Below are 24082 nucleotides of genomic sequence, written 5' to 3' on the forward strand. Positions count from 1 at the left end.
TTAGGGCAGGGGCTTGCCGTCTCCGGCGCTATTCCGCCGCCTCGCGCCGGCCGCGGTGCTGCGCCATCGCGGCGCGCAGCGAGGCCGGCTTCAGCGGCTTGGTGAGGACGTCGACGCCGATGGCCGCGGCGTGCTCGCGCACTTCCGGCGAGCGGTCGGCGGTGATCATGATCGCCGGCAGCTGCCGGTCGATCTGCCAGCGCAGCCGCGACAGCGCGTCGAGCCCGGTGCCCTGGTCGAGGTGGAAGTCGATCAGCGCGATGTCCGGCAGCCGCTCGGCCGCTCCGCAAACCTGGATCGCCTCGGCTAGCGAGCCGGCGAGCAGCGTCTCGCAGTGCCAGCCGGAGAGAAGCGCCGCCATGCCGTCGCGGATCGATGCGTCGTTGTCGAGGATCAGCACCAGCATGCCGTCGAGCCGCAGCGCCCGGTGCACGCGTACTGTGGCGAGGGCTGCGGGTGCCGGCGCCATCGCCGGGCGGCGGGGAAGGCCGACATGGAAGCGCGTGCCGCGCCCGTGCTCGGAGGTGACGCTGACGGGATGGTCGAGCACCTTGGCGATGCGGTCGACGATCGACAGCCCGAGGCCCAGCCCTTGCGCCGTGCGGGTGCCCTCGTCGAGGCGGATGAACTCTTGGAAGATGTTCTGCAGCTGGTGGCGGGGAATGCCAATGCCGCTGTCGATGACCGCGATGTCGATAAGTTTTCCCGGGCGCCGGCGCACGCCGACCACGACCTTGCCGGTACGGGTGTACTTCACGGCGTTGGAGACAAGGTTCTGCAGCAGCCGGCGCAGGAGGTTGCGGTCGGAGCGGACGGTCACCGAGGTCTCGACGAACCGCAGACGGACACCCTTCTCCTCGGCCAGCGGCGCAAGGTCCGTCTTGATCTGCCGCAGGAGGGGCTCCAGCGGGAAATCCTCGAGCGAGGGCGCCATGGCACCGGCATCCAGCCTCGAGATGTCGAGCACCGCGCCGAGGATCGCCTCGACCGATTCCAGCGAGGAGCTGATATTGGCGGCGAGCGCCTTGCCGGGCAGGCGGGAATAGCGCTCCTGCAGCGCCGAGGCATAGAGCTTGGCGGCGTTCAGCGGCTGCAGGATGTCGTGGCCGGCGGCGGCGAGGAACCGCGTCTTGCCGATGTTGGCGGCGTCGGCCACCTGCCGCGATTCGGCGAGCGCCGCGTTGACCTTGAGGAGTTCGGCGGTGCGCTGGCGCACCCGCTCCTCCAGCGTCTCGTTCATCTCGTGCAGGGTCGCCGCGTGTCGCTCGCGCTCGGTCATGTCGGCGACGGTCAGCACGAGGCCGCCCTCCGGCATCGGATGGGTGCGGATCTCGACCACCCGGTTCGAGCGCCGCAACGACACCTGGCGCAGCGCCGGAGCGTTGGTGAGGACCTCGAAGCTGCGGGCATACTCGCCGGCATCGATCTGGCCCTCGCGGCGCAGCTGCTCCAGCACGGCCGTCAGCGGCGTGCCGACCTGGCCGAGCTGCGGCGGAAGGTCGAGCAGGTCGCGCAGCTGCCGGTTCCAGAAGGTCAAACAGAAGTCGGCGTCGAAGACCGCAAGGCCCTCGTCAACCTGGTCGAGCGCCAGCCGCAGGATGTCGCGGTTGTACTGCAAGGCTTCCGAGGCATCGTCGAGCAGGCGGATGGCCGATCGGCTGGAGCCCTTGTGCCGCTGCAGCAGGAGCGACAGCACCAGCCGCGACGAGGCCGAGCCGATCGCCGATCCCAGGAGCTGTTCGGAGAAGCCGACAACCCGGCTGTCCGCCTCGTCGGTATCGGCGAGCTGGCGCCGTTCGGCGACGGCGAAGCTGTCGAACGAGCGTTCGGTGCGGTCGCTGCCGAGATAGCGGGCGATCGTCGCCTTCAGCTCGCCGACCGTGACGCCGGCGCGCGCCCGCCGGAAGCCGGTCGAGGCGCCGCCGTCCTGGCGCACGAAGATCGAGGCCTGGATGCGCTCGCGCGGGCTTGGCTGGCGGGTCAGCGAGCCCAGCACCAGCAGCAACGCGTTGCAGCCAAGGCTCAGCAGCGCGCCATGCAGCAGCGGGTCGAGCGATAGGCCCAGCAGCCCCTGCGGCCGCAGCATCCCGATGCCGAGCGGCCCGTCCATGACCAGGGCCGAGCCGGGAAGGACGGCCGGCAGCAGCAAGGTGTAGAACCAGAGGGCAATGCCGGAGATCATCCCCGCCTTCGCGCCACGGGCGTTGGCGCCCTTCCAGCCAAGGCCGATCAGGAAGGCCGGCGCGAACTGCGCGACCGCGGCGAAAGAGAGGAGGCCGATCGAGGCCAGCCCCGTGCCGCCGCCGGCAAAGCGGTAGTAGAGGTAGCCGAGCAGCACGATGAGGATGATCGCCGTGCGCCGAACGGCGAGGATCAGCCGCGTCGCGTCGCGCTCGCCGGTGACGATGGTGTCGCGCCGCTTCAGGAGGACCGGCAGGACGAGGTCGTTGGAGATCATGATCGACAGCGCGACCGAGGCGACGATGACCATGGCGGTGGAGGCCGACAGTGCGCCGAGGAAGGCGATGAGCGCCAGCAGCGAATTGCCTTCCGACAAAGGCAAGGCGAGGACGTAAAGGTCGCTGTCGACGGCGCCGCCGAGCTTCAGCATGCCGGCAATGGCGATCGGCGCGACGAAGAGATTGATGGCCACGAGGTAGAGCGGAAACAGCCAGCGCGCGCGCCGGATCTCCTCGGGCGAACGGTTCTCGACGACGGTCACGTGAAACTGCCGCGGCAGCATCAGGATGGCAAAGCCGCTGAGGATCAGCGAGGCGAGGAAATGCCCGTCGACGCCTTTCGAGAAGGCCGCCCGGATCGCCGGCTCGGCGCGGGCCGCCTGCCACAGCGCCGGCGCGTCGTACAGCTGGAGGCAGACCCAGAGGCCGACCGCGACGAAGGCGGCGAGCTTGACGATCGATTCCATCGCGATCGCCAGCACCAGCCCGTCCTGATGCTCGGTCGCATCCGCCTGGCGGGTGCCGAACAGGATGGCGAAAAGGCCGAGCAGCAGCGTGATGAACAGCGCGCTGTCGCCAAAGAACGGCGGCAGGCTCGCCTGTGGCTGGTAGTAGACGATCAGCGTCGCGACGCCGGTCGAGATCGCCTTCAGCTGCAGGGCAATGTAGGGCACCGCCGCGACCAGCGCGATTCCCGTGGCGATGGCGGCGACCGCCGGGTTCTTGCCGTAGCGCGCGCCGATGAAGTCGGCGATCGTGGTGATCTTCTCGGCCTTGGCGAGCTGCACCACGCGCTGCATCAGCCGCGGCGCCAAGAGGAAGACGAGAATAGGGCCGATGTAGATGGCGAGAAAGTCGAAACCGTCCCGGGCCGCGACCCCGACCGAGCCCAGAAACGTCCACGAGGTGCAGTAGACGGCAAGGCTCAGCGCATAGACGCCCGGACGGCTGGTGCGGGCGCGCCCTTCCGCCGAGCGCCGGTCGCCGAGATGCGCCACGGCGAACAGCAAAAAGAGGTAGATGATCGCCGAAATGACGATGACCCAGCTGTGCACGTTGACATCCTTCCGTTTGCTGTCTTGGCTCTCGCTGCGTCATGACCGGAAGGGTCATTGAAATAACTGGGCGGGACCCGTCCGCGCGAGGGAACGAGCGATGATCAAAGAGTTCAAGGAATTCGCCCTGAAAGGCAACATGGTGGACCTCGCCATCGGCATCATCATCGGTGCCGCCTTCTCGGGCCTCGTCCAGTCGATGGTGAAGGACATCATCATGCCGTTCGTCGGCGTGGTCACCGGCGGCGTCGATTTCACCAACAAGTTCTTCGCGCTGTCCGGCAACGTCACCTCCGGCAGCCTCGAGGTCGCCCGCGAGCAAGGCACCGTCGTCGCCTATGGCGCCTTCCTGACGCTTCTCATCAACTTCCTCATCGTCGCCTTCGTGCTCTTCATGGTCGTCAAGGCGATGAACCAGCTGAAACGTAGGGAAGAGGAGAAGCCTGCGGTGATCGCCGAAGTGCCGGCAGAGCAGAAGCTGCTGCAGGAAATCCGCGATCTCCTCGCCAGCAGCCGGGCGGACGCTGCCCGCCAGCCGGCGCGCTTCGGCAGCTTTACCGACCCAAGCTGAGGTCTGTCGCCATCCCGAGGGTTGACGTCCGCGGGCGAAAGCGCGATGGCGGAACATGGCGCGCCGAGGCCGGCCGTGCTCCCATCCTGCAAGGCATTTCATGAGCCCTCTCGATCGACTGCGCCCGGCCGCCGCGGCCGCCCCGGAAAGCGGCATCGTCGCCGTGATGAACTACGGCCGCACGCTCGACGGCGTCATCCCGCTCTGGGCGGGCGAGGGAGACCTCGCGACGCCGCAGTTCATCCGGGATGCCTCGGCAGCGAGCCTTGCCGCCGGCGAGACCTTCTACACTTGGCAGCGCGGCCTGCCCGAGCTGCGCGAGGCGCTTGCCCGCTACACCGAGCGCACTTTCGGGCAGCCGGTCTCTTCCGACCGCTTCTTCGTCACGGGCTCGGGCATGCAGTCGATCCAGCTGGTGATCCAGGCCTTGGCCGGCGAGGGCGACGAGATCGTTTTTATCGGTCCGGCCTGGCCGAACTTTGCTGCCGCCGTCGGTGTCGCCGGCGGCGTGGCGCGCGAGGTGCCGCTCGATTGGACCGAAAGCGGTTGGCAGCTCGACCTCGCCAAGCTTAGGGCCGCCATCGGTCCGAAGACACGCGGTCTCTTCGTCAACACCCCGTCCAATCCCAGCGGCTGGACCGCCGACCGCCAGATGCTCGAGGATATCCTCGCCATCGTCCGCGAGACCGGCATCACGCTGATTGCCGACGAGATCTACAACCGCTTTTACTATGCCGGCGGGCGGGCGCCGTCCTTCCACGACATCATGCAGCCGGACGAGCCGATCTTCTTCGTCAACTCGTTCTCCAAGAATTGGGCGATGACCGGCTGGCGGGTCGGCTGGATCGAGTGCCCGGCGGTGTTCGGCACGGTGCTGGAAAACCTCATCCAGTACTCGACCTCGGGCGTCGCCGCCTTCATGCAGCGCGGCGCCATCGCTGCGCTCGACCATGGCGAGTCCTTCATCGTCGAGCAGGTCGAGCGGGCGCACAAGGCGCGTGACATCCTGACGGGCGCGCTGCTGTCGACCAACCGCGTCGCCATCGTCGCCCCGGAAGGCGCGTTCTACTCCTTCTTCTCGATCGACGGCATCACCGACACCCGCCAGGCCGCCTTCGACATCCTCGACGACGTGCGCGTCGGCCTTGCCCCGGGCACCGCTTTCGGGTCGTCAGCCGGCACTTTCCTGCGCGCCTGTTTCCACCGCCGTTTGGATGAGGTGGAAATGGCTGCCGACCGTCTGCAAAGCTGGATCCGGCGGCAGGCTTGACGGCTTGAAAGGCATGCCCCGCCTGATGGCGCTTGCGCTGACGCTGCTGCTCGCGGCTGCCGGCGGCACGGTGGCGACGCTGCTCGACCTGCCGGTGGCGTGGCTCTTGGGGTCCGCTCTGGTCGTCTCGATCGCCAGCCTGTCCGGCATCGACACTCGGCTGCCGAACAGCCTGCGCAACGCCACCTTCGTCGTCCTGGGCGTCCAGGCCGGGGCAGGGGTCACGCCCGAGGTGGTCGACCAGCTGGCACTCTGGCCGCTGTCCTTCGCCATTCAGATGATCGGCGTCGTGGCGGTCACGGCGGCGACCTATTTCTTCCTGCGCAAGAGCTTCGGCTGGGACCGCTCCACCGCGCTGTTCTCGGCACTGCCGGGGGCGATGTCCTTCGTCCTCGCCGCTGCCTCCGAGACCCGGTCCGACCTGACGCGAATCACCGTCGTCCAGAGCGTGCGGCTGTTGCTGCTGCTCGGCGCGCTGACGCCGACGCTTGCCTGGCTGCAGGGCGGCGAGGGCATTCTGGCGGCAAGCCGCGGCACCGACGGGCCGATCGCCGAATACTTGATCCTCGTCGGCGCCAGCCTGTTCGCTGCCTGGCTCGGCCATCTCTCGCGTGTGCCGGGCGGCATGCTCCTTGGCGCGCTTGCCGCGAGTGCCATGCTGCACGTCAGCGGCATCGCACCGGTGGCGGTGCCGAAGCCGGTCGCCACCGTCGCGCTGGTTCTCCTCGGCGTCATCATTGGCAGCCGGCTCAAGCCGGAAAACCGCCGCGCCTTGCTGGAATACCTGCCGGCCTCGCTCGGCGCCTTCGCGATCGGGCTCGGCCTTTCCGGCGTTGCGGCCTTCATCGCCTACGAGACGCTCGGCATCGGTTTCGGCAAGATCGCCCTGGCCTATGCGCCGGGCGCACTGGAGGCGCTGACGGTGCTCGCCTACCAGTTCAACCTCGATCCTGCCTACGTCGCTGCGCACCACGTGGTGCGCTTCGTCTGCATCGCCTTGCTGGTGCCGGTTCTGGCGCGCCGCATGGCCGCCGCGTCGCCGCGCGCGCCCGGTGCTGTGCCGCCGCGCGAGGACGGCGGAAGCGCCGGGGGGCGCGGCGACTGACGGCTGAAGTCAGCCGCCGGCCTTCGACATCACCAGCGGCATCACCGCGCGCTCGGCCTCGACATCGACATGCCGGTCACCGGCGAACGGGATCCCGACGGTCTGCCAGGTCTCGACCAAGGCATCGCGCAGCTTGTCGATCAGGTCGTCGCCGTGCAGCGGCGTCGGGGTGATCCGCAGCCGCTCGGTGCCGCGCGGCACCGTCGGGTAGTTGATCGGTTGGATGTAGATACCGTGCTTCTCCAGAAGATGATCGCTCGCCTTCTTGCAGAGATCGGGATCGCCGACATGGATCGGCACGATGTGCGTCGCCGAGGGCATGACCGGCAGGTCGGCGGCCGCCAGAACCGTCTTCGCCCGCGCGGCTTGCCGCTGCTGGCTGTCGCGCTCGGCCTGCGAGGCCTTGAGGTGGCGGATCGAGGCGGTCGCCGCGGCGGCCAGCGCCGGCGGCAAGGCGGTGGTGAAGATGAAGCCCGGCGCGTAGGAACGCACGGCGTCGATCACCGCCGCGCTGCCGGTGATGTAGCCGCCGAGCACGCCGAAAGCCTTGGCGAGCGTGCCCTCGATCACGTCGATGCGGCCGGCCACGCCGTCCCGCTCGGAAATGCCGCCGCCGCGCGCGCCGTACATGCCGACCGCGTGCACCTCGTCGATATATGTCATGGCGTTGTAGCGCTCGGCGAGCGCGACGATCGCCTCGATCGGCGCGATGTCGCCGTCCATCGAATAGACGCTCTCGAAAACGATCAGCTTCGGCCGCTCGGGATCGGCGGCCTTCAGGAGCTCTTCCAAGTGCGCGACGTCGTTGTGGCGGAACACCTGCTTGCGGGTACCGGCCTTGCGCACACCCTCGATCATCGAGGCGTGGTTGAGCTCGTCGGACAGAATCAGGCAATCCGGCAGGAGTTTCGCGATGGTCGAGATCGACGCCTCGTTCGACACGAAGCCGGAGGTGAAGACCAGCGCCGCTTCCTTGCCGTGCAGATCGGCCAGCTCGCGCTCGAGCAAGGTCAGGGGATGGCTGTTGCCAGAGATATTGCGCGTGCCGCCGGCGCCCGTGCCCATGCCCGACACGGCCGTCTGCATAGCGCCGACGACGGCGGGATGGTGGCCCATGCCGAGGTAGTCGTTCGAGCACCAGATGGTAATTTCGCGCGCCTCGCCATCGTTGCGCCAGATCGCAGTTGGAAAACGCCCGACGATCCTTTCGAGATCGGCAAACACCCGGTAGCGTCGCTCGGCATGCAGCGCTTCGATCGCGGATTCAAAATGGCCCTGATAGTCGATCATTGAGAACTTCCTTTCGAGAAACGTTCTAAAAGGGCCGGCGCGCGAAGTCCACGATGCTGCAAGCGCCAGATTGTCCACCCTGTCAGACACTTGGAGTAGAGACCCATGACCAACCTCCCGATCACGACTGCGGCCGGCGCACGGTGAGCGTCCTCGTTACCGGCGGGGCCGGTTATATCGGTAGCCACATGGTTCTCGGCCTGCTCGACCGCGGCGAGAGCGTCATCGTCCTCGACAACCTCGTCACCGGTTTCGACTGGCTGGTCTCGCCCGGCGCGACGCTGGTGCAGGGCGACATCGCCGATCAGGCACTGGTCGGCCGGCTGATCGCCGAGCACGGCATCGACGCGATCGTGCATTTCGCCGGCTCCGTGGTGGTGCCGGATTCGGTTTCGGACCCGCTCGGCTACTACCTCAACAACACCGTTAAGACGCGCGACCTCATCGCCGCGGCGGTGGCGGGCGGCGTGCCGCACTTCATCTTTTCCTCGACCGCTGCGGTCTACGGCATGGCTGGCCTCGGGCCGGTGTCGGAGGACAACTTCCTGAAGCCGCAATCGCCCTATGGCCGGTCCAAGCTGATGAGCGAGATGATGCTGGAGGACGCCGCCGCGGCGCATCCGATCCGCTACACCGCGCTGCGCTACTTCAACGTCGCCGGCAGCGATCCGGCCGGGCGGTCCGGCCAGTCAACGAAGGGTGCGACGCACCTCATCAAGGTCGCAGTCGAGACGGCGCTCGGCAAACGCCCGGCGATCGACATCTTCGGCGACGACTACCCGACGCCGGACGGCACGGCGGTGCGCGACTACATCCACGTCACCGATCTCATCGCGGCCCATCTCGCGGCGCTCGACCGGCTGCGCGCCGGCGGCGAGAGCATCGTCGCCAATGTCGGCTACGGCCTCGGCTACTCCGTCCGGCAGGTGCTCGACGTGGTGCGCGCGGTGCACGGCGCCGACTTCACCATCCGCCAGGGCGGCCGGCGCGCCGGCGATCCCGCCAGCATCGTCGCCAATGCCGACCGCGCCCGGACGGAACTCGGCTGGGTGCCGGCGCATGACGATCTCGAGGAGATCGTCGGCCATGCCATTGCATGGGAACAACACCTCATGCGCCGCAACGCCGAGTAGCGCGCCGCAGCCCAAGACGCCCGTGCCGGAGAGGCTCACTCCTCCGGCACGGACTCATCATCGTCGCCGCCCATCGCCGAGGGTCGCTGCCGCCGTGCCCGCGCCTGTTCCTTGCGGCGCTTGAGGTTTTCCTTCAGCGCCTCTTCCTGCCGGGCGAGCCGCTGCTCGGCAGCGATTTCGGATGGCTTCTTCTCGGTCATCGCGTCTCCGTTTCATCGTCGTGGCCGCGGATTGCCCGTCCCAGTGCAGCCTCGCTTGTCTCCGGCGGCCGCCAGCCGAGTTGGCGCTCGATCTTGCCGGTATCCAGCACGAAGCTGTCGAACAGACGTTCGAACGCTTCCAGCCGACCGAGCCGGGTGGCGAGCGTCGCCAGGACTTTTCGGGGAAACGGCAGCACCCGTGGTTCCCGCCCGTGGCCGCGCCGCATGGCCGCGATCATCTCGCCAAGCGACAGCGGCTCGGCATCTGCGACGAGGAACGTCTCGCCTGCCGCCGCCGGATGCGTAAGACAGACGGCCAGGGCGTCGGCCGCATTGCCTACCGACAGGATGCTGCGCCGTGCCGGATCGCCGAGCGGAAAGGGCAGGCGGGTGCGGGCCAGCTGGATCAGGGCCGCGATGCTGCCGCGCCCACCCTTGCCGTAGACCGAGGGCGGCCTCAGCACGCAGACCTCCAGCCCAGTTCGGGCGGCGACTTCCCAGAGGGCCGTCTCGGCGGCGAGCTTCGATTCCGCATAGGGGTTCTGCGGGGACGGCAAGGCGTTCTCGGTGATCGGTCGGCCGGCGACGCGAGCATGCACCAGCGCGGTCGAGGCAAAGACAAACCGTTGGACGCCCTCGGCCGCCGCCCGTTCGGCGAGCGCCCGCGTGCCATCCACATTGTCCCTCGTCAGCCAGGCCGGATCGCGGGAGGCGCCGTCGTGCCGGCTGGGATTGAGCGCGGCGAGATGGACGACCGCCTCGACACCCGGCGGCCAGCCCGGCCATCTGCCGATGGTGGCGAGGTCGGCAGGCGCCGATCCTTCGCCACGCCTGAGGGTGAGGACGTCGTGCCCGTCCGCCCGGAGACGCGGGACAAGATGCCGGCCGATGAAGCCGCTGGCGCCGGTGACGAGAATACGCAAGGCGATAGGTGCTCCGAGGCTGGAGGCCGAGCCGATTGACGCATCGGATGCGCCGGGCGATACCGCCCCTTCAAGGCGCTTTGGCGCGGGAAGACAAGGGCCGGCCGCCATCGCACCGCCGTTCCCCGATCATGCCGAGGGGCCGAGCCAGATGAAGCGCCTGTTCGACGTCACCGTCAGCCTCGTCGGCCTTGTCGTGATCGGCTGGGCGATCCTGCTCCTGGCTTTCCTGGTGAAGCGCGACTCGCCCGGGCCCGGCATTTTCGCGCAAGCCCGTGTCGGCCGGAACCGGGCGGTGTTCACTTGCTACAAGCTGCGCACGATGCGGGTCGACACCGTCTCGGCGGCCTCGCACGAGACGCCGGCCTCGGCGGTTACGCCGCTTGGCCGCAATCTCCGCCGGTTCAAGCTCGACGAACTGCCGCAGCTCTGGAACGTCCTGAAAGGCGAGATGAGCTTCGTCGGCCCACGCCCTTGCCTGCCGATCCAGACCGCCCTCATCACCGCACGCGACCAGCGCGGCGTCTACACCTTGCGGCCGGGCATTACCGGGCTTGCGCAGGTGCAAGGCATCGACATGTCGGACCCCGAAAAGCTCGCCGTCATCGATCAGTCCTATCTCAAGACGCGCAGCTTCTTCGGCGATCTCGGCCTGATCCTGCGCACCGTGACCGGGGGCGGGCAAGGCGACCGCGTCAAGCTCTAAGCGTCCCTTCTGCTTCCAATGGCCGGCGGGAGTGGTAGATAGGGCCTTGCGTCCGTCGCCGTTCTGCCCGTTCCCACTTCGCTCGAAAGTTCCCGATGATCGACCGTATTGGCTTTGCCGCCGAACTCGACGCCCATGCCGACCGCCACGGTCCGATCACCATCGGCCTCGCCGGCGCCGGCCAGATGGGCACCGACATCGTCGTGCAGGTCGCGCTGATGAACGGCGTACGGGTCGGCGCGATCGCCGCCAGCCGCCCGACCCGGCCGATGGAGGCCATCGCGCTCGCCGGACACGATGCCGGGCACGGGCGCATCGCCGCCAACCCTTCCGAGATCGACCGGGCGATCGAGGCCGGCGGCATCGCCGTCACTGACGACCTAGCGGCGCTCTGCGCGGCGGGCCGCATCGACGTCATCGTCGACGCCACCGGCAGCCCTGACGTCGGCACCTTCCTGGCGCTGGAGGCAATCCGCAACGGCAAGCACATCGTGATGCTGAACGTCGAGGCCGACATCACCGTCGGCCGGCATCTGGCGGCCGAGGCCAAGCGCGCCGGCGTCGTCTACACCGGCTCGGCCGGCGACGAGCCCGCCGCCACGCTGGAGCTGATCGCTTTCGCGCAGACCCTCGGCATGGACGTCATCGCCGCCGGCAAGGGCAAGAACAATCCGCTGCGTTTCGATGCCGTCCCGGCCGAGTACGAGGAGGAGGCCCGCGAGCGCGACATGAATGCGCGCATGCTGGTCGAGTTCATTGACGGCTCGAAGACCATGGTCGAGATGACCGCCATCGCCAATTGCACCGGTCTCGTGCCGGACGTCGCCGGCATGCACGGTCCGGAGGCGACGATCGAGAACCTCGCCCAGGTGCTGTGCACCGAAGCCGACGGCGGCATCCTCTCGGCACCGGGCCGGGTCGACTACACCATCGGCAAGGGCGTCGCGCCCGGCGTCTTCTGCATCGCCAAGCCGCAGCACGGCCGTGCGATCGAGCGGATGGCGGACCTCAAGGTCGGTCCCGGTCCTTGCTTCGCTCTGGTCCGGCCGTTCCACCTCACCAGCCTCGAGACGCCGCTCTCGGCGATCCGCGCGGTGATGTACAAGCGACCGGACATGGTGGCGCTCGACCGGCCGGTGGCCGAATGCGGCGCCGTCGCCAAGCGCGACCTGAAGCCGGGCGAGATCCTCGGCCGGATCGGCGAGAGCGAGTATCGCGGTTTCGCTATGGAATGGCGGGAGGCGCGGTCGGCGAAGGCCTTGCCGCTGGGCCTTGCCGAGAAGGCGGTCGTGTCGAAGCCGATCCGGCTCGGCGAACTTCTCACGCACGAGAACTGCACCGCCGCCGACAGCCTCCTCGTCACCCGCATCCGCCGCGAGATCGACGCCGCCGACATCCGCTTCGCCGGCTGAGCATGGCGGCCATCCCGGTCCGTCCGACGGGCAACGCCTTGCGGATCGTCAGCTGGAACATCCATGGCAGCGTCGGCGGCGACAGGCGCTGCGATCCGGAGCGGATCCTCGCTCACCTCCGCGCGCTCGATCCTGACATCCTGGCCTTGCAGGAAGTCGACGGCCGAACGCATTTCGGGCGGCAGGCTGGCGCCTTCGAGTTCTTCGCGGCGGCGCTCGGTACCTACCGTGTGGAGGCCCGCATGGTGAAACGGCCCGGGCGCGACTACGGACATCTCCTCTGGAGCCGCTGGCCGATCTCTGCCAAGACCGTGCACCGGCTTCCCGGCGGCCGGATCGAGCCCCGCGGCGTGATCGATGCCGTCATCGCTTCACCCACCGGCGTCTTGCGGGTGCTGTCGACGCATTTCAGCCTTTGGCCCGGCGATCGGCGGCGCCAAGCCAGCTGGGTGGCGGGTCTGGTGGCACCCGAGGGAGTACACTCCGAGGGGCAGCCGACCATCACTCTGGGCGACTTCAACGAATGGCGCACGGCTGGTGCTGTGCACCAGACGCTGTCGGCGGCGCTGCCAGTGTCCGCAAACCCCATGACCTGGCCGTCGCGCCGTCCCTTCGTGCGGATGGACCGGCTCTATGCATCGAAAGGCGTGGCCCTGGCGGCGACGTCAGCCGTAACCGAGGCGGCAGGTGCCTCCGATCACCTGCCCCTCGTCATCGACCTCGTCCTGCCGCCGGCCAGCTGAGCGTCAGGCGCCTCTCGGTTCCATCAGCGCGGCGATCAGCTCGTCGTCGTCGAACGGCTTGAGGAATACCTTTTCGGCGCCCCAGACTTCGGCGAGCGAGCTCATCGCTTCGATGGTCAGCCGCGGTCCGCCGCCGGTCACACCGAAGATCCGCATGTTCGGCTTGCGCCCGCGGATTTCCTTCAGCAGCCGGAGGCCGTCCATCTCCGGCATCCACATGTCGGTGACGAGGACGTCGAAATCATCCTTCTCGAGGGCCGCCAGCGCCTCGACGCCGTTGCCCGCGCCGGTGACGGCATAGCCGGCCGATTCGAGGGCGATCGCAAGCGATTCGCGCACCGTCATCACATCATCCACCACCAGAGCCTTGCGGCGGGGTGTCTGGGTTTCCAGCGTTTCCATGGTCGTCCTTTCGGATGGGGAAGAAGATGGTCACGGTCGTTCCGTGCCCAGGAGAAGAGTCGAGGGTGATCCAGCCACCGTAGCCGCGAACGATCCGCTGCACGACGTAGAGACCGACACCGGTGCCGCGGCCGTCAACCTTCGTCGAGAAAAAAGGCTGCATGGCGCGGCGGCGGACATTTTCTTCCATGCCGGCGCCATCGTCGGCGATGCTGAGCCGTGCTCCGTCGTCGAGCTTTGACAGCGAGACGGTGATGGTGCCGGCGCCGTTCATGGCATGGACGGCGTTCGACACGAGGTTGCCGACGATCTGCAGGATGTCGCCGACCTTCACCGACACCGTGCTGCATTCCTCGATCACCGTGTCGACACGCATGCTGGCGGGAAGGGCAGGGCGGACGGCATCGACGCCGTGCTCCACCGCGGTGCTGATCGGCCGGTCGATATCCTTCCAGCGCTCGCCGCGCGTCGACTGCAGGAGCTCCGAGACCACTGTCGCGGCTTGCCGGCTGGAGATGTCGATGAGGTCCATCATCCGCGTGCTCTCGGGATCGGCGGTCGGGCCGGTGCGCAGGCGCAGGCGTTTGGTGAGGTTGATGATGGGGTGGATGAGGTTGTTGATCTCGTGCGCCACGCTGCCCGCGAGTTGCCCGAGCGCAAACATCTGCTGCTCCACCAGCCGCCGGCTCTCGCGCTCGACCTCCTCCGTCACGTCGCGGATCAGGCCGCGATAGACCGCGCTGTGCCCGCGATGGCGGTGCGCCGAGGCAGTGATCGGCCTGCCGCTAATGCTGATCCAGACATCGCGCTCGCCGTCTGCCATCCGCAGCCGGCGGTCATCGAAGGGATGCCGGCCGGCCACCGCCTCGCGCAGCGGACGGACGAAATCCGTCGAAGTCGCCTCCGCCAGACGCTCGAGGAAGCGTTCGCCAAGGCCGAAGCGCACCTGCTCGAGCTGCTGGCCGGTGAAGAAGACGAGCTTTCCGTCGTCGTTGATCTCCCAGAAGATGTCGGTGCCGACCTCCGCGAAAGCCCGAAAGCGTTCGGCGTTGTGCAGGATCTCGGCGCGCAGCCTCGCCTCGCGCTTCTGGATGTCGACCGAGGCGATGATCGTGAACAGCACCAGCGACGCCGCGATGCCAAACAGAAGGCTCGTGTCGACCGCCGGACCGGTGCCGATGGCCGGCGCCACGTCGACGAACAGGCGCACGCTGCCGGCCAGCAAAGACGGCAGCCAGGCCATGACGAAGATCGCCGAGCGTCCGGCATTGCCGTGGATGCCGGACAAGGCCGAGACCAGCGCGAGGCAGATGGTGGCAAGGCCCAGATAGGGCGAGACCTGGCGCAGGATGCCGATGCCGCTGAGGTCATCGACGACCGCCAGGGCGGCACTGAAGGCCAGCAGGACCATCCATGCCCGCACGAAAGGGTAGAGCCAGGGTTGCAGCTTTTGCAGGCGCAGAAAGCTCGCCTGGAAGCCGGTGAAGCTGAAGTAGATCAGCAGCGCCGAGGTTAGGGCCAGCACCCGCGAGACGCCGCCGCCGCTGGCGAACAGCGTCTCAAGGAAGGAGTTGGCGGAGACGATGTAGAGAAGGCCGCTGGCGATGCAGGCGGCCAGCCAGAGATTGGTCCGGCTGCGCAGGAACAAGCCCAGCGCCAGGATGTAGATGAGGATCGCGCTCATGATGCCAATCATCACCGAGAGGATCGAGGTCTCGGTGTCGTACATGGCGAACAGCGTCCGGAAGTCGGACAGCCAGACGAGCCCCTGCATCGAGGACACCGTCGAGATCTGGATATAGATCTCGGCACCCTGCAATTCCGCTGGATCCAGGATGAAAACGGGGTAGCGGAACGCTTCGCTGCGGCCGGTCGTCCGGTCCTCGCTCTTCCAGCTCTGGGTACTGAGACCGCGCGGCGATTTCACATAGAGGTCGACATGCTGCAGCCGCGGTTCGCGGATGGAGATCGCCAGGGGTGGCTTCCAGCCGGATGCCAGAAGCTTGCTGACGTAAGGCACGTCGAAACTCAGCCAGAAGCGTGAGCGCTCCGGTCCCGCAATGCCTTCATTGGGCGTCGTGCCCGGCCGGTGGCGGAAGAGCGCAGTCTTCCGGGCCAGCACGTCGTCGATGGTGAGCTCGCCGGTCTCATCGACGAAGCTGGAAGCCGAAGGACCGACGAAGAGCGACAGGCGATCCGGATTGGACTGGCAGCCCGACAGAATCAGCAGCGCCGGCAGAAGCAGCAGCCAGTAGCGCACCGTGGTCAGAAGCCCCGTCAAGCCGATCCCCATCCGTTTCCCATGTCTCGTCCCGCGGATGCGCCGGCAGCGCATCCGCATCCTTTATGTCAGGATTCGTCGAGATCCGGCATGGTCGAGCGGATGGCGATCTCCAGTCCGTTGGCAAGGCATTCGCGGTCCGTGGTGCTCAGCACTTCCAGCGCCGCCGCCACCAACTGCAGCGGGTCGTCGGCGAGGACGCGACGGCCAAGCTCGGTCAGATCAAGCTGCTCGGCCCGGCCGCGGCCGATCGTGCCGGCCTTGACCAGAAGACCCTTGGTGATCAGCGTGCGGACGGTTCTGGCCACGGCACCCGAGGCGAGACCCTGGAAGCGCGCAAGATCGATGGCCGTGCGGCGCTGCGGGGGGGCGCCCTCAAGATAGCGTATGGCGGCCCATTGCGCCGGGAAGAGATCCGCCGCGTAGCCTTGGCTGTGGATGCGGCGGGCGACTTGCTCGAGAAGGCTCGCAAGCGCGGCGGCAGAGATAGCCTGAGTAGTCAAATGACCTCCACGAAAGCGCATCTGCTCCAAGCAGACGGCCTCATTGATTCTGCCGAAGCGCACGGCAGCTTGTCGGGTTTCGTGATCGTGTCAATGTCTTGATGTAACGGCATGCCTGAAGAGAACGTATTCCGCTTCAGTAGCACTTCGCTACCCCGAGGCTCTACTGGCCTTTGAAGTCTTTCATTATCATGAACAGGAAATTATCTCGGTCAGTTACCATCTGTGCCCTGAGCAAATAACATTGCTTGACAAATCCGTGCTTACGATGAGGAATTTGCGTCGAAGCCGACGCCGTCCACCGGGTATGGGACGCAGCGACGGCATGCTTGTAACCGTTGCCTAGCAGGCGATGCCGGCCGACATGCCGCTGTCATCAGCCGCTGCTATGCGAACAGCCGATCCGGCATCGTGCCGTAAATTCCGCAGTGGCTCTTCGGGCCGGGCGGGTCTTGAGGGGTTGATCATGAAAACTCACCTGATGCGGGCGGTATCCGCTGTTGCCCTGATCGCGATGTCGCCGTCGCTCGTGCATGCGGCGTCGATGGACGAGCTGATCAAGGCGGCGAAGGCCGAGGGCCAGCTGACCACCATCGCGCTGCCGCACGACTGGTGCGGCTACGGCGCCATGATCGAGGGCTTCAAGGCCAAGTACGGCCTGACCGTCAACGAGCTGAACCCCGATGCCGGCTCGGGCGACGAGATCGAGGCGATCAAGGCCAACAAGGGCAATACCGGCCCACAGGCGCCCGATGTCATCGACGTCGGCCTGTCCTTCGGCCCGACCGCCAAGGCCGACGGCCTGATCCAGCCCTACAAGGTCGCGACCTGGGACGAGATCCCGGCCGATGCCAAGGATGCCGACGGCCACTGGTATGGCGACTATTACGGCGTGCTCGCCTTCGAGGTGAACAAGGACATTATCAAGGACAGCCCGACCGACTGGGCCGACCTGCTGAAGCCGGAATTCGCGAACTCGGTCTCGCTGGCTGGTGATCCCCGCACCGCCAATCAGGCCATCCAGGGCGTCTACGCGGCGGGCCTGTCGGCTGCCGGCGGCGATGCCAGCAAGGCTGCGGAAGCCGGCCTCGACTTCTTCGGCAAGCTCAACAAGGCCGGCAACTTTGTCCCGGTCATCGGCAAGTCGGCCTCGCTCGCGCAGGGCGCCACCCCGATCATCATCCGCTGGGACTACAACGCGCTCGCCGACCGCGACACGCTCGCCGGCAATCCCGACGTTGACGTCGTGGTGCCGAAGACCGGCGTCATCGCCGGCGTCTACGTCCAGGCGATCAGCGCCTTCGCGCCGCACCCGAATGCTGCCAAGCTCTGGATGGAATACCTCTATTCCGACGAGGGTCAGCTGAACTGGCTGAAGGGCTATTGCCACCCGATCCGCTTTAACGCGATGTCGAAGGCCGGCAAGATTCCGGCTGACCTTCTGGCCAAGCTGCCGCCGGCCGCAGCCTACGAGACCGCCGTGTTCCCGACCCTCGACCAGCAGAACGCGTCGAAGGCGAAGATCACCGCCGAGTGGGACAAGGCCGTCGGCGCCAACGTCCAGTAACTGACTTAAAAGCCTTTTCCCGCCGCCGGTGTCCCGGCGGCGGGAATGCCTGGGACAGGCGCGGGCGACCGCTTGCCAGGTAGATGCGCCTTCTCTTACGCTGCTCTTCGGTAGCGGCCTGTCCAGCGTCATCTTCGACGCCATCACCCCCTCCGATCGGCAGATGTCCTTGAGCGCCCATTCGACGGAAATCGACATGATGCCGGCGGCCGCTGCAGGCGAGGTGGGCGCGATGCTCGGCTCGGCCGGCCCGGCTGCCAAGCGCCGGGGCATGTCGATGGCTTGGCTCGGCATCGTCCCCTTCATCGCCTTTGCCGGCCTGTTCCTGATCCTGCCGACCCTTTATCTGATCGTCGGCGCCTTCCAGGACGCCCAAGGCAACTTCACCCTCGTCAACGTCGCCAGCCTGTTCGAGCCGTCGATCCTGTCGGCCTACAAGATCAGCATCCAGATCTCGCTCGCCTCGGCCGCGCTCGGCGCGCTGTTCGGCTTCATGCTCGCCTATGCCGTGGTGAAGGGCGGCTTGCCGGGTTCGATCCGGCCGACGCTGATGACCTTCTCGGGCGTCGCCTCGAACTTCGCCGGCGTGCCGCTGGCCTTCGCCTTCATCGCCACGCTTGGCCGCCTCGGCCTCCTGACGACCATCCTGTCGGAGGGTTTCGGGATCAACATCTATAGGTCCGGCTTCAATCTCTTGAGCTTCTGGGGCCTGACGCTGACCTACCTCTACTTCCAGATCCCGCTGATGGTGCTGATCATCGCGCCGGCGATCGACGGGCTGAAGCGGGAATGGTCGGAGGCCTCGACGGTGCTTGGCGCGACGCGCTGGCAGTACTGGCGTATGGTCGTGCTGCCGGTGCTGGCGCCGAGCCTTCTCGGCTGCTTCCTGCTGCTCTTCGCCAATGCCTTCGGTGCCATCGCCACTGCCTATGCGCTGACCGGCTCCTCGCTCAACATCGTGCCGATCCTCCTCTACGCCCAGATCCGCGGCGACGTGCTGCACAACGCCAATCTCGGCTACGCGCTGGCCTTCGGCATGATCGTCATCACGGGCTGTTCCAACGGCCTCTACATCTGGCTTCGCAGCCGGGCCGAGAGGTGGCAGCGGTGAAGTCCTTCAAGTTCGGTCCCTGGCTCGTCGTCGCGCTCGCCGCGCTGTATTTCCTGCTGCCGCTGATCGCCACCTTCGAGTTCTCGCTGCGCATGCTGCGCGGGGTCTATTCCTTCCAGGCCTATCGCGTGGTCTTCGGCGATGCGCGGTTCCAGCAGACCTTCCTGTTCTCCACCATCGCCGCGCTCGCCACCATCGTCGTCGGCGCCGTGCTGGTGGTGCCGACGGCCTACTGGGTGCGGCTGCGGCTGCCGCAGCTGCGGCCATTGATCGAGTTCATCACGCTCCTGCCGCTGGTCATTCCAGCGATCGTGATCGTCTTCGGCTATCTCAGGATGTATAATTCCTCGTCCTTTCTGCCGCTGACCTCGAACGAGACGGGCACCAACCTCCTCCTGATCTGCGGGTATGCCACTCTGGCGCTGCCCTACATGTACCGGGCGGTCGACACCGGCCTCGCCTCGATCGATGTGCGCACGCTGACGGAAGCCGCCGAAAGCCTCGGCGCCACCCGCCGCACGATCCTCCTCAGCGTCATCGTGCCGAACGTGCGCGCGGCGGTCCTGTCGGGTGCCTTCCTGACCTTCGCCATCGTCATCGGCGAATTCGTCTTCGCGAGCCTTCTCAACCGTCCGGCTTTCGGTCCCTACATCCAGAACGTCGGCGCCAACCGCGCCTACGAGCCGGCGGCGCTGGCGGTCGTGGCTTTTGCGATCACCTGGGCTTGCATGGGGCTGCTGCAGGTCTTCGCCGGCGGTCCGAAAGAGCACAAGCGGTGACCCCTCTTCTCGTTTCAGGAACAATCCGATGAGCTTTCTCGAACTCAAGGGCCTGAAGAAATCCTACGGGCCGAACACCGTGGTGCACGGCGTCGACCTGTCGATCGAGAAGGGCGAGTTCGTCTCCTTCCTCGGCCCCTCGGGCTGCGGCAAGACCACCATGCTGCGCATGGTCGCCGGCTTCGAGACGCCGACCGAGGGGCAGATCATTATCGACGGCAAGGACGTGACACACTTGCCGCCGAACGGCCGCAAGATCGGCATGGTCTTCCAGGCCTATGCCCTGTTTCCCAACATGACCGTCACCGACAACGTCGCCTTCGGCCTGAAGGTCGCCGGCCGCCCGAAGGCCGAGATCGCCGCCCGCGTCGCCGAAATGCTCGATCTCATCAAGCTCGGGCACCTCGGCGCCCGCTATCCCTACCAGCTGTCCGGCGGCCAGCAGCAGCGCGTGGCGCTCGCCCGCGCGCTCGCGGTCAAGCCGCAAGTGCTGCTGCTCGATGAGCCGCTCTCGGCGCTCGACGCCAAGATCCGCGTCTCGCTGCGCGAGGACATCCGCAACCTGCAGCGCCAACTCGGCATCACCGCGATCTTCGTCACCCACGATCAGGAGGAGGCGCTGTCGATCTCCGACCGCATCGTGGTGATGAACGAGGGCCGGGCCGAGCACGTCGGCACCCCGTTCGAGATCTACAACCGGCCGAAGACGCGCTTCGTCGCCTCGTTCATCGGCACGCTCAGCGTGCTGGAGGGCGTCGCCTCGGGTGAAGGCCGCATGAGCGTCGAGGGCCAGGAGATCATCGTCCCCGCCAACGCCAATCCGCAGGGCACGCCGCTGACCCTCGCGCTGCGGCCCGAGGCGCTGTCGCTGCAGCCGGGCCTCGACCGGACCAACAGCCTCGACGGCCAGATCGAGGACGTCCATTTCCTCGGCTCGGTCGTGCGGATGCGGGTTCGCCTCGGCCATAACTCGCTGCTGCTCGATGCCTTCAACAGTCCCGCTGCTCCCCCGCCGGCGCGCGGCGAAACCGTCAGCGTCCACTTCGCCCCGGGCGATGGGCAATTGCTCGACCAGCCGATCCGGCATGCCGAGGCCGCAGAGTAGCGGAAGGCAGCGCAACAGCACGGCCGTCCTTGGGACAAGGTTGCGCAATTCATAAGGGATCAGTAGCGTTTCCCCCTCGGCAATGACCTTGCCGAAAGGAAAACGGGAGATCCACCGATGCCGACGCCAGTCAGAACCGCCGCTTTCGTCCTTGCTCTGCTGGCGTGCTCGACGTCCGCCCTGGCGGAGGGACCGGCGGCGCGCGACCCGTTCTTCTGGCTCGGCGAAATGAACAAGGCGACGGCGGTCATCAACACGGAGGAGGGCCTTCTCGACAAGGCGAAGGCGCCGGGAATCGCGAGAGGCATCGCCAAGGTCCTGGCGGATGGCGGCGGCAAGGGGGCAAAGCGTCCGGGCACCGTGATCAGCTTCGAGCCGCTGCTGATCGAGGCCGCGGGCGTCGAGGTGACGCTGCTGCATGCCGGACGCTCCAGCCAAGACATGCACGCCACCTACCGCTCGGCGATGCTGCGCGACCGCCTGCTGGCGCTGGCCGATCAGCTGAGCACCACGTCTAAGACGCTGGTCGCGCTGGCCCGGCGGAATGCCGGCACCATCGTCCCGAACTACACCAACGGCGTGGCCGCCCAGCCCAACAGCCATGGCCACTACCTCCTCGGCCATGCCGCCGGGCTGAAGCGCGATGCCGACCGCATCCGCGAGGCCTATGCCCGGATCGATCGCTCGCCGATGGGGACGACGGTACTGAACGGCACCAGCTGGCCGCTGAACCGCGCCCGCATGGCCGACTATCTCGGCTTTGCCGGCATCGTCGACAACGCCTACGACGCCGGCCAGATCTCCTCGACGGAACAGCCGGTGGAGGTGGCGTCGATCGTCACCAGCATCGCCTTGCATGCCGGCGCCTTCATCGAGGACGTGATGACGCAGTATGCGCAGCCGCGGCCGTGGATCCTGCTGCAGGAGGGCGGCGGAAACACCTATGTGTCCAGCGCCATGCCGCAGAAGCGCAATCCCGGCCTGCTCAACGACACCCGCCAGTCCGCCTCCACTGCCGTGACGCTGGCCATGGGCCCGATCATCCAAGCGCACAACATCACCCCCGGCATGGGCGACGCCAAGGACGTCCGGCAGAACGGCGAGATGGTCGAGAGCGCGATGACCGTGCTGGCGGAGTGGAACGAGGTGCTGGGCGCCCTGGTCATCAATCCCGATCGCGCGCTGGAAGAGTTGAACAGCGACTGGACGGCGTCACAGGAGGTCGCGGACGTCTTGATGCGCAAGTACAAGCTGCCGTTCCGGGCCGGCCACCATTTCGCGTCGGAGGTCGTCGACTACGCGAAAGCCAACAACATCAAGCCGAGCGACTTCCCCTATGCCGAGGCGCAGAAGATCTATGCCGTTTCGGCGGGCGAGATGGGTTTGCCGCCCGGCGATCTGCCGATGAGCGAGGCCGAGTTCCGCGAGACGCTGGATCCCATCGCCATCATCCGCAACCGGGCGACCGTCGGCGGTCCGCAACCAGCCGAAATAACGCGCATGCTGGACGCCGCCGACAAGGCCCTCAGCGAACAGGACGCGTGGATCGCGGCACGGCGCGAGCATATCGACACTGCGCTCGGTCGGCTCGACGCCGACTTCGACAAGCTGCTTGCCAGCGGCCGCTGACGCATCCGGGCACATCGTTCGGGGAAGCGCAGTTCCTGTGGAGGGGAGTTGCGCTTCCGCGCCATGTTCTCGATAAGGAAGCGCCCCTGAGGACAAGCCGAAAGGCTTCCGCCTCGATGCCGCGATGCCTCGCCTCACCCCGAGGACGGCCGCTGCAAACGCTTTCGAAGAGACGATGACGATGAGTGACACCAGCGCCCCGGTCGGCGAGATCGGCCGGATCGATGACGGCCTGTTCGACCTGCAGGGCGGCCACAAGCGCCGCCGCACCTTCGCGATCATCTCGCATCCCGATGCCGGCAAGACGACGCTGACCGAGAAGCTCTTGTTCGAGAGCGGCGCCATCCGGCTTGCGGGCCAGGTCAAGGAGCGCGGCGAGCGCCGGCGCACCCGCTCGGACTGGATGGAGATCGAGCAGAAGCGCGGCATCTCGATCACCTCCTCGGTGATGACGTTCGAATATGACGGCCTCGTCCTCAACCTCCTCGACACGCCCGGCCACGCCGACTTCTCCGAGGACACCTATCGCACACTCACCGCCGTCGATTCGGCGATCATGGTGATTGATGCCGCCAAGGGCATCGAGGCGCAGACGCGGAAACTGTTCGAGGTCTGCCGGCTGCGCGACATCCCGATCATCACCTTCGTCAACAAGATCGACCGCGAGGGGCGCGATCCGCTCGAGATCCTCGACGAGATCATGTCCTCGCTCGCCCTCGACGTCGCGCCGATCACCTGGCCGATGGGCATGGGCACCGATTTCCGCGGCATGGTCACGCTGAACGGGGAGGGCCCGGTCACGCTCACCCGCGCCAACAAGGCGCGCTCGCAGCATGAGAGCCTCGAGGATTTCACCTCGGACCCCGAACTGCTCGCCGACCACATCTATGGCCCCTCGATCGAGGGTCTCGAGATCGCCCGCATGTCGCTGCCGGCCTTCGACCTCGAGAGCTACCGTGAAGGCCACATGACCCCGGTGATCTTCGGCTCGGCGATGCGCGAAGTCGGCGTGCGCGATCTGCTTGAGGCCGTCTGCCGCTTCGCCCCGTCGCCGCTGCCGCAGCCGGCGCTGCCCGCGCCGATCTCGCCGGAGATGGCCGAGGTTTCGGGCTTCGTGCTGAAGGTCCAGGCCAACATGGACCCCAACCACCGCGACCGCATCGCCTTCGTTCGCCTCACCTCCGGCGTGTTCAAGCGCGGCATGAAGCTTCGGAACGTGCGGACCCAGAAGGAGCTGAAGGTGACGAGCCCGATGTTCTTCTTCGCGCGCGACCGGGCGATCGCCGACGAGGCGGTGGCCGGCGACATCGTCGGCATCCCGAACCACGGCACGCTCTCGGTCGGCGACACGCTGACGGAAGGGTCGGAGTACAACGTGACGGGCATTCCGAGCTTCGCGCCGGAGCTCATCCGCCGCGTCCGCCTGCCGGACACGATGAAGACCAAGCAGCTGGCGAAGGCTTTGAACGATCTGGCGGAGGAGGGCGTGACCCAGGTGTTCCGCCCGGTGATCGGCAGTGCCTGGCTGGTCGGCGTCGTCGGCGCCCTGCAGCTGGAAGTGCTGGCCTCGCGGCTGCAGTCGGAATACGGGGTCGAGGTGGCGCTGGAGCCCGCCGCCTTCGACACCGCGCGCTGGGTTGATTCCGACGATCCGGCCGAGCTCGACCGCTTCATCAAGGCGAACCAGGGCGACCTCGCCAAGGACCGCGGCGACCGCCCGGTGTTCCTCGCGCGCAATTCCTGGGAACTGTCCTACGCCCAGAAGAACTATCCGAAGGTGATCTTCTCAACGACGAAGGAGCGCGGCTGAGCTGCCGCGCCCGTAACGTGAAAGGCCT

20 protein-coding genes are annotated in these 24082 nt (G+C 67.1%); 13 read left to right on the plus strand and 7 right to left on the minus strand.

All coding sequences use genetic code 11. The annotated features are described in order from the left end of the window. Positions 1-28 precede the first annotated feature (28 nt). Complete coding sequence (locus ACZLZQ_RS05970) at positions 29-3514, minus strand: hybrid sensor histidine kinase/response regulator (RefSeq protein ID WP_472933879.1); 3486 nt, start codon at positions 3512-3514, stop codon at positions 29-31. A gap of 100 nt (positions 3515-3614) precedes the next feature. Between ACZLZQ_RS05970 and mscL the strand changes: the two genes are divergently transcribed. From mscL to ACZLZQ_RS05985, 3 genes are all read left to right on the plus strand, one after another. Next, complete coding sequence (mscL, locus tag ACZLZQ_RS05975; protein ID WP_472933878.1) at positions 3615-4085, plus strand: large conductance mechanosensitive channel protein MscL; 471 nt, start codon at positions 3615-3617, stop codon at positions 4083-4085. A 100-nt stretch (positions 4086-4185) separates the two neighbouring features. Beyond that, positions 4186-5355 carry a pyridoxal phosphate-dependent aminotransferase gene (locus ACZLZQ_RS05980; RefSeq protein WP_472948587.1) on the plus strand — a complete coding sequence of 390 codons (1170 nt, stop codon included), beginning with the start codon at positions 4186-4188 and terminating at the stop codon, positions 5353-5355. A gap of 13 nt (positions 5356-5368) precedes the next feature. Further along, a complete protein-coding gene (locus ACZLZQ_RS05985; protein WP_472948588.1) occupies positions 5369-6460 on the plus strand; it encodes an AbrB family transcriptional regulator in 1092 nt (363 codons plus the stop codon). A 9-nt stretch (positions 6461-6469) separates the two neighbouring features. Here the strand turns inward: ACZLZQ_RS05985 and hemA are convergent, their stop codons facing one another. Further along, entirely contained in the window at positions 6470-7747 is a 1278-nt protein-coding gene (gene hemA / locus ACZLZQ_RS05990; RefSeq protein WP_472949197.1) for a 5-aminolevulinate synthase, read from the minus strand. 146 nt (positions 7748-7893) lie between these two features. On the opposite strand from hemA, the gene galE reads away from it, so the two are divergent. Next, positions 7894-8883: a UDP-glucose 4-epimerase GalE gene (gene galE / locus ACZLZQ_RS05995; RefSeq protein ID WP_472948589.1), complete on the plus strand. Its 990-nt coding sequence runs from the start codon at positions 7894-7896 to the stop codon at positions 8881-8883. Between the two features lie 35 nt (positions 8884-8918). On the opposite strand, the gene ACZLZQ_RS06000 is transcribed toward galE, so the two are convergent. After that, a complete protein-coding gene (locus ACZLZQ_RS06000; protein WP_472948590.1) occupies positions 8919-9083 on the minus strand; it encodes a hypothetical protein in 165 nt (54 codons plus the stop codon). Beyond that, positions 9080-10006 carry an NAD-dependent epimerase/dehydratase family protein gene (locus ACZLZQ_RS06005; protein WP_472948591.1) on the minus strand — a complete coding sequence of 309 codons (927 nt, stop codon included), beginning with the start codon at positions 10004-10006 and terminating at the stop codon, positions 9080-9082. The genes ACZLZQ_RS06000 and ACZLZQ_RS06005 overlap by 4 nt, the downstream gene beginning before the upstream one ends. Before the next feature lie 151 nt (positions 10007-10157). On the opposite strand from ACZLZQ_RS06005, the gene ACZLZQ_RS06010 reads away from it, so the two are divergent. The 3 genes from ACZLZQ_RS06010 to ACZLZQ_RS06020 all read left to right on the plus strand — a co-directional run bounded on the left by ACZLZQ_RS06010 (position 10158) and on the right by ACZLZQ_RS06020 (position 12867). Next, positions 10158-10712, plus strand: a complete 555-nt coding sequence (locus ACZLZQ_RS06010; protein WP_472948592.1) for a sugar transferase — start codon at positions 10158-10160, stop codon at positions 10710-10712. A 95-nt stretch (positions 10713-10807) separates the two neighbouring features. Beyond that, positions 10808-12124 (plus strand): NAD(P)H-dependent oxidoreductase, encoded by a 1317-nt coding sequence (locus ACZLZQ_RS06015; protein WP_472948593.1) that lies wholly within the window; start codon positions 10808-10810, stop codon positions 12122-12124. Between the two features lie 2 nt (positions 12125-12126). Next, positions 12127-12867 carry an endonuclease/exonuclease/phosphatase family protein gene (locus tag ACZLZQ_RS06020; protein WP_472948594.1) on the plus strand — a complete coding sequence of 247 codons (741 nt, stop codon included), beginning with the start codon at positions 12127-12129 and terminating at the stop codon, positions 12865-12867. Between the two features lie 3 nt (positions 12868-12870). Here ACZLZQ_RS06020 and ACZLZQ_RS06025 read toward each other — a convergent pair whose 3' ends face one another. The 3 genes from ACZLZQ_RS06025 to ACZLZQ_RS06035 all read right to left on the minus strand — a co-directional run bounded on the left by ACZLZQ_RS06025 (position 12871) and on the right by ACZLZQ_RS06035 (position 16053). Continuing rightward, positions 12871-13269, minus strand: coding sequence for a response regulator (locus ACZLZQ_RS06025; RefSeq protein WP_472933869.1), 399 nt, complete (start codon positions 13267-13269; stop codon positions 12871-12873). Beyond that, positions 13217-15550, minus strand: coding sequence for a sensor histidine kinase (locus ACZLZQ_RS06030; RefSeq protein ID WP_472948595.1), 2334 nt, complete (start codon positions 15548-15550; stop codon positions 13217-13219). Before ACZLZQ_RS06030 ends, ACZLZQ_RS06025 begins: the two co-directional genes overlap by 53 nt. Before the next feature lie 68 nt (positions 15551-15618). Continuing rightward, positions 15619-16053: a MarR family transcriptional regulator gene (locus ACZLZQ_RS06035; protein ID WP_472933867.1), complete on the minus strand. Its 435-nt coding sequence runs from the start codon at positions 16051-16053 to the stop codon at positions 15619-15621. Between the two features lie 514 nt (positions 16054-16567). Between ACZLZQ_RS06035 and ACZLZQ_RS06040 the strand changes: the two genes are divergently transcribed. From ACZLZQ_RS06040 to ACZLZQ_RS06065, 6 genes are all read left to right on the plus strand, one after another. Next, positions 16568-17620, plus strand: coding sequence for an ABC transporter substrate-binding protein (locus ACZLZQ_RS06040; RefSeq protein WP_472939087.1), 1053 nt, complete (start codon positions 16568-16570; stop codon positions 17618-17620). Between the two features lie 232 nt (positions 17621-17852). After that, positions 17853-18731: an ABC transporter permease gene (locus tag ACZLZQ_RS06045; protein ID WP_472933913.1), complete on the plus strand. Its 879-nt coding sequence runs from the start codon at positions 17853-17855 to the stop codon at positions 18729-18731. Next, positions 18728-19510, plus strand: coding sequence for an ABC transporter permease (locus ACZLZQ_RS06050; RefSeq protein ID WP_472948596.1), 783 nt, complete (start codon positions 18728-18730; stop codon positions 19508-19510). Before ACZLZQ_RS06045 ends, ACZLZQ_RS06050 begins: the two co-directional genes overlap by 4 nt. Positions 19511-19538: 28 nt before the next feature. Then, positions 19539-20615: an ABC transporter ATP-binding protein gene (locus ACZLZQ_RS06055; RefSeq protein WP_472948597.1), complete on the plus strand. Its 1077-nt coding sequence runs from the start codon at positions 19539-19541 to the stop codon at positions 20613-20615. A gap of 117 nt (positions 20616-20732) precedes the next feature. Next, positions 20733-22244 (plus strand): argininosuccinate lyase, encoded by a 1512-nt coding sequence (locus ACZLZQ_RS06060; protein ID WP_472948598.1) that lies wholly within the window; start codon positions 20733-20735, stop codon positions 22242-22244. Between the two features lie 181 nt (positions 22245-22425). Then, on the plus strand, positions 22426-24054 hold the full coding sequence (locus tag ACZLZQ_RS06065) for a peptide chain release factor 3 (protein ID WP_472948599.1): 1629 nt from the start codon (positions 22426-22428) through the stop codon (positions 24052-24054). The last annotated feature ends 28 nt before the right edge of the window (positions 24055-24082 follow it).

This window comes from Mesocryomonas lacus, from assembly GCF_055730105.2.

Excerpts from the sequence above, each read along its gene's own strand:
- ACZLZQ_RS06015 (WP_472948593.1), top strand. The coding sequence starts at position 10,808 with ATGATCGACCGTATTGGCTTTGCCGCCGAACTCGACGCCCATGCCGAC.
- ACZLZQ_RS06010 (WP_472948592.1), top strand. The coding sequence starts at position 10,158 with ATGAAGCGCCTGTTCGACGTCACCGTCAGCCTCGTCGGCCTTGTCGTG.
- ACZLZQ_RS06040 (WP_472939087.1), top strand. The coding sequence starts at position 16,568 with ATGTCGCCGTCGCTCGTGCATGCGGCGTCGATGGACGAGCTGATCAAG.
- ACZLZQ_RS06065 (WP_472948599.1), top strand. The coding sequence starts at position 22,426 with ATGAGTGACACCAGCGCCCCGGTCGGCGAGATCGGCCGGATCGATGAC.
- ACZLZQ_RS06025 (WP_472933869.1), bottom strand. The coding sequence starts at position 13,269 with ATGGAAACGCTGGAAACCCAGACACCCCGCCGCAAGGCTCTGGTGGTG.
- ACZLZQ_RS05980 (WP_472948587.1), top strand. The coding sequence starts at position 4,186 with ATGAGCCCTCTCGATCGACTGCGCCCGGCCGCCGCGGCCGCCCCGGAA.
- ACZLZQ_RS05985 (WP_472948588.1), top strand. The coding sequence starts at position 5,369 with ATGCCCCGCCTGATGGCGCTTGCGCTGACGCTGCTGCTCGCGGCTGCC.
- ACZLZQ_RS06020 (WP_472948594.1), top strand. The coding sequence starts at position 12,127 with ATGGCGGCCATCCCGGTCCGTCCGACGGGCAACGCCTTGCGGATCGTC.
- mscL (WP_472933878.1), top strand. The coding sequence starts at position 3,615 with ATGATCAAAGAGTTCAAGGAATTCGCCCTGAAAGGCAACATGGTGGAC.
- ACZLZQ_RS06055 (WP_472948597.1), top strand. The coding sequence starts at position 19,539 with ATGAGCTTTCTCGAACTCAAGGGCCTGAAGAAATCCTACGGGCCGAAC.
- ACZLZQ_RS06045 (WP_472933913.1), top strand. The coding sequence starts at position 17,853 with ATGCTCGGCTCGGCCGGCCCGGCTGCCAAGCGCCGGGGCATGTCGATG.
- ACZLZQ_RS06060 (WP_472948598.1), top strand. The coding sequence starts at position 20,733 with ATGCCGACGCCAGTCAGAACCGCCGCTTTCGTCCTTGCTCTGCTGGCG.
- ACZLZQ_RS06000 (WP_472948590.1), bottom strand. The coding sequence starts at position 9,083 with ATGACCGAGAAGAAGCCATCCGAAATCGCTGCCGAGCAGCGGCTCGCC.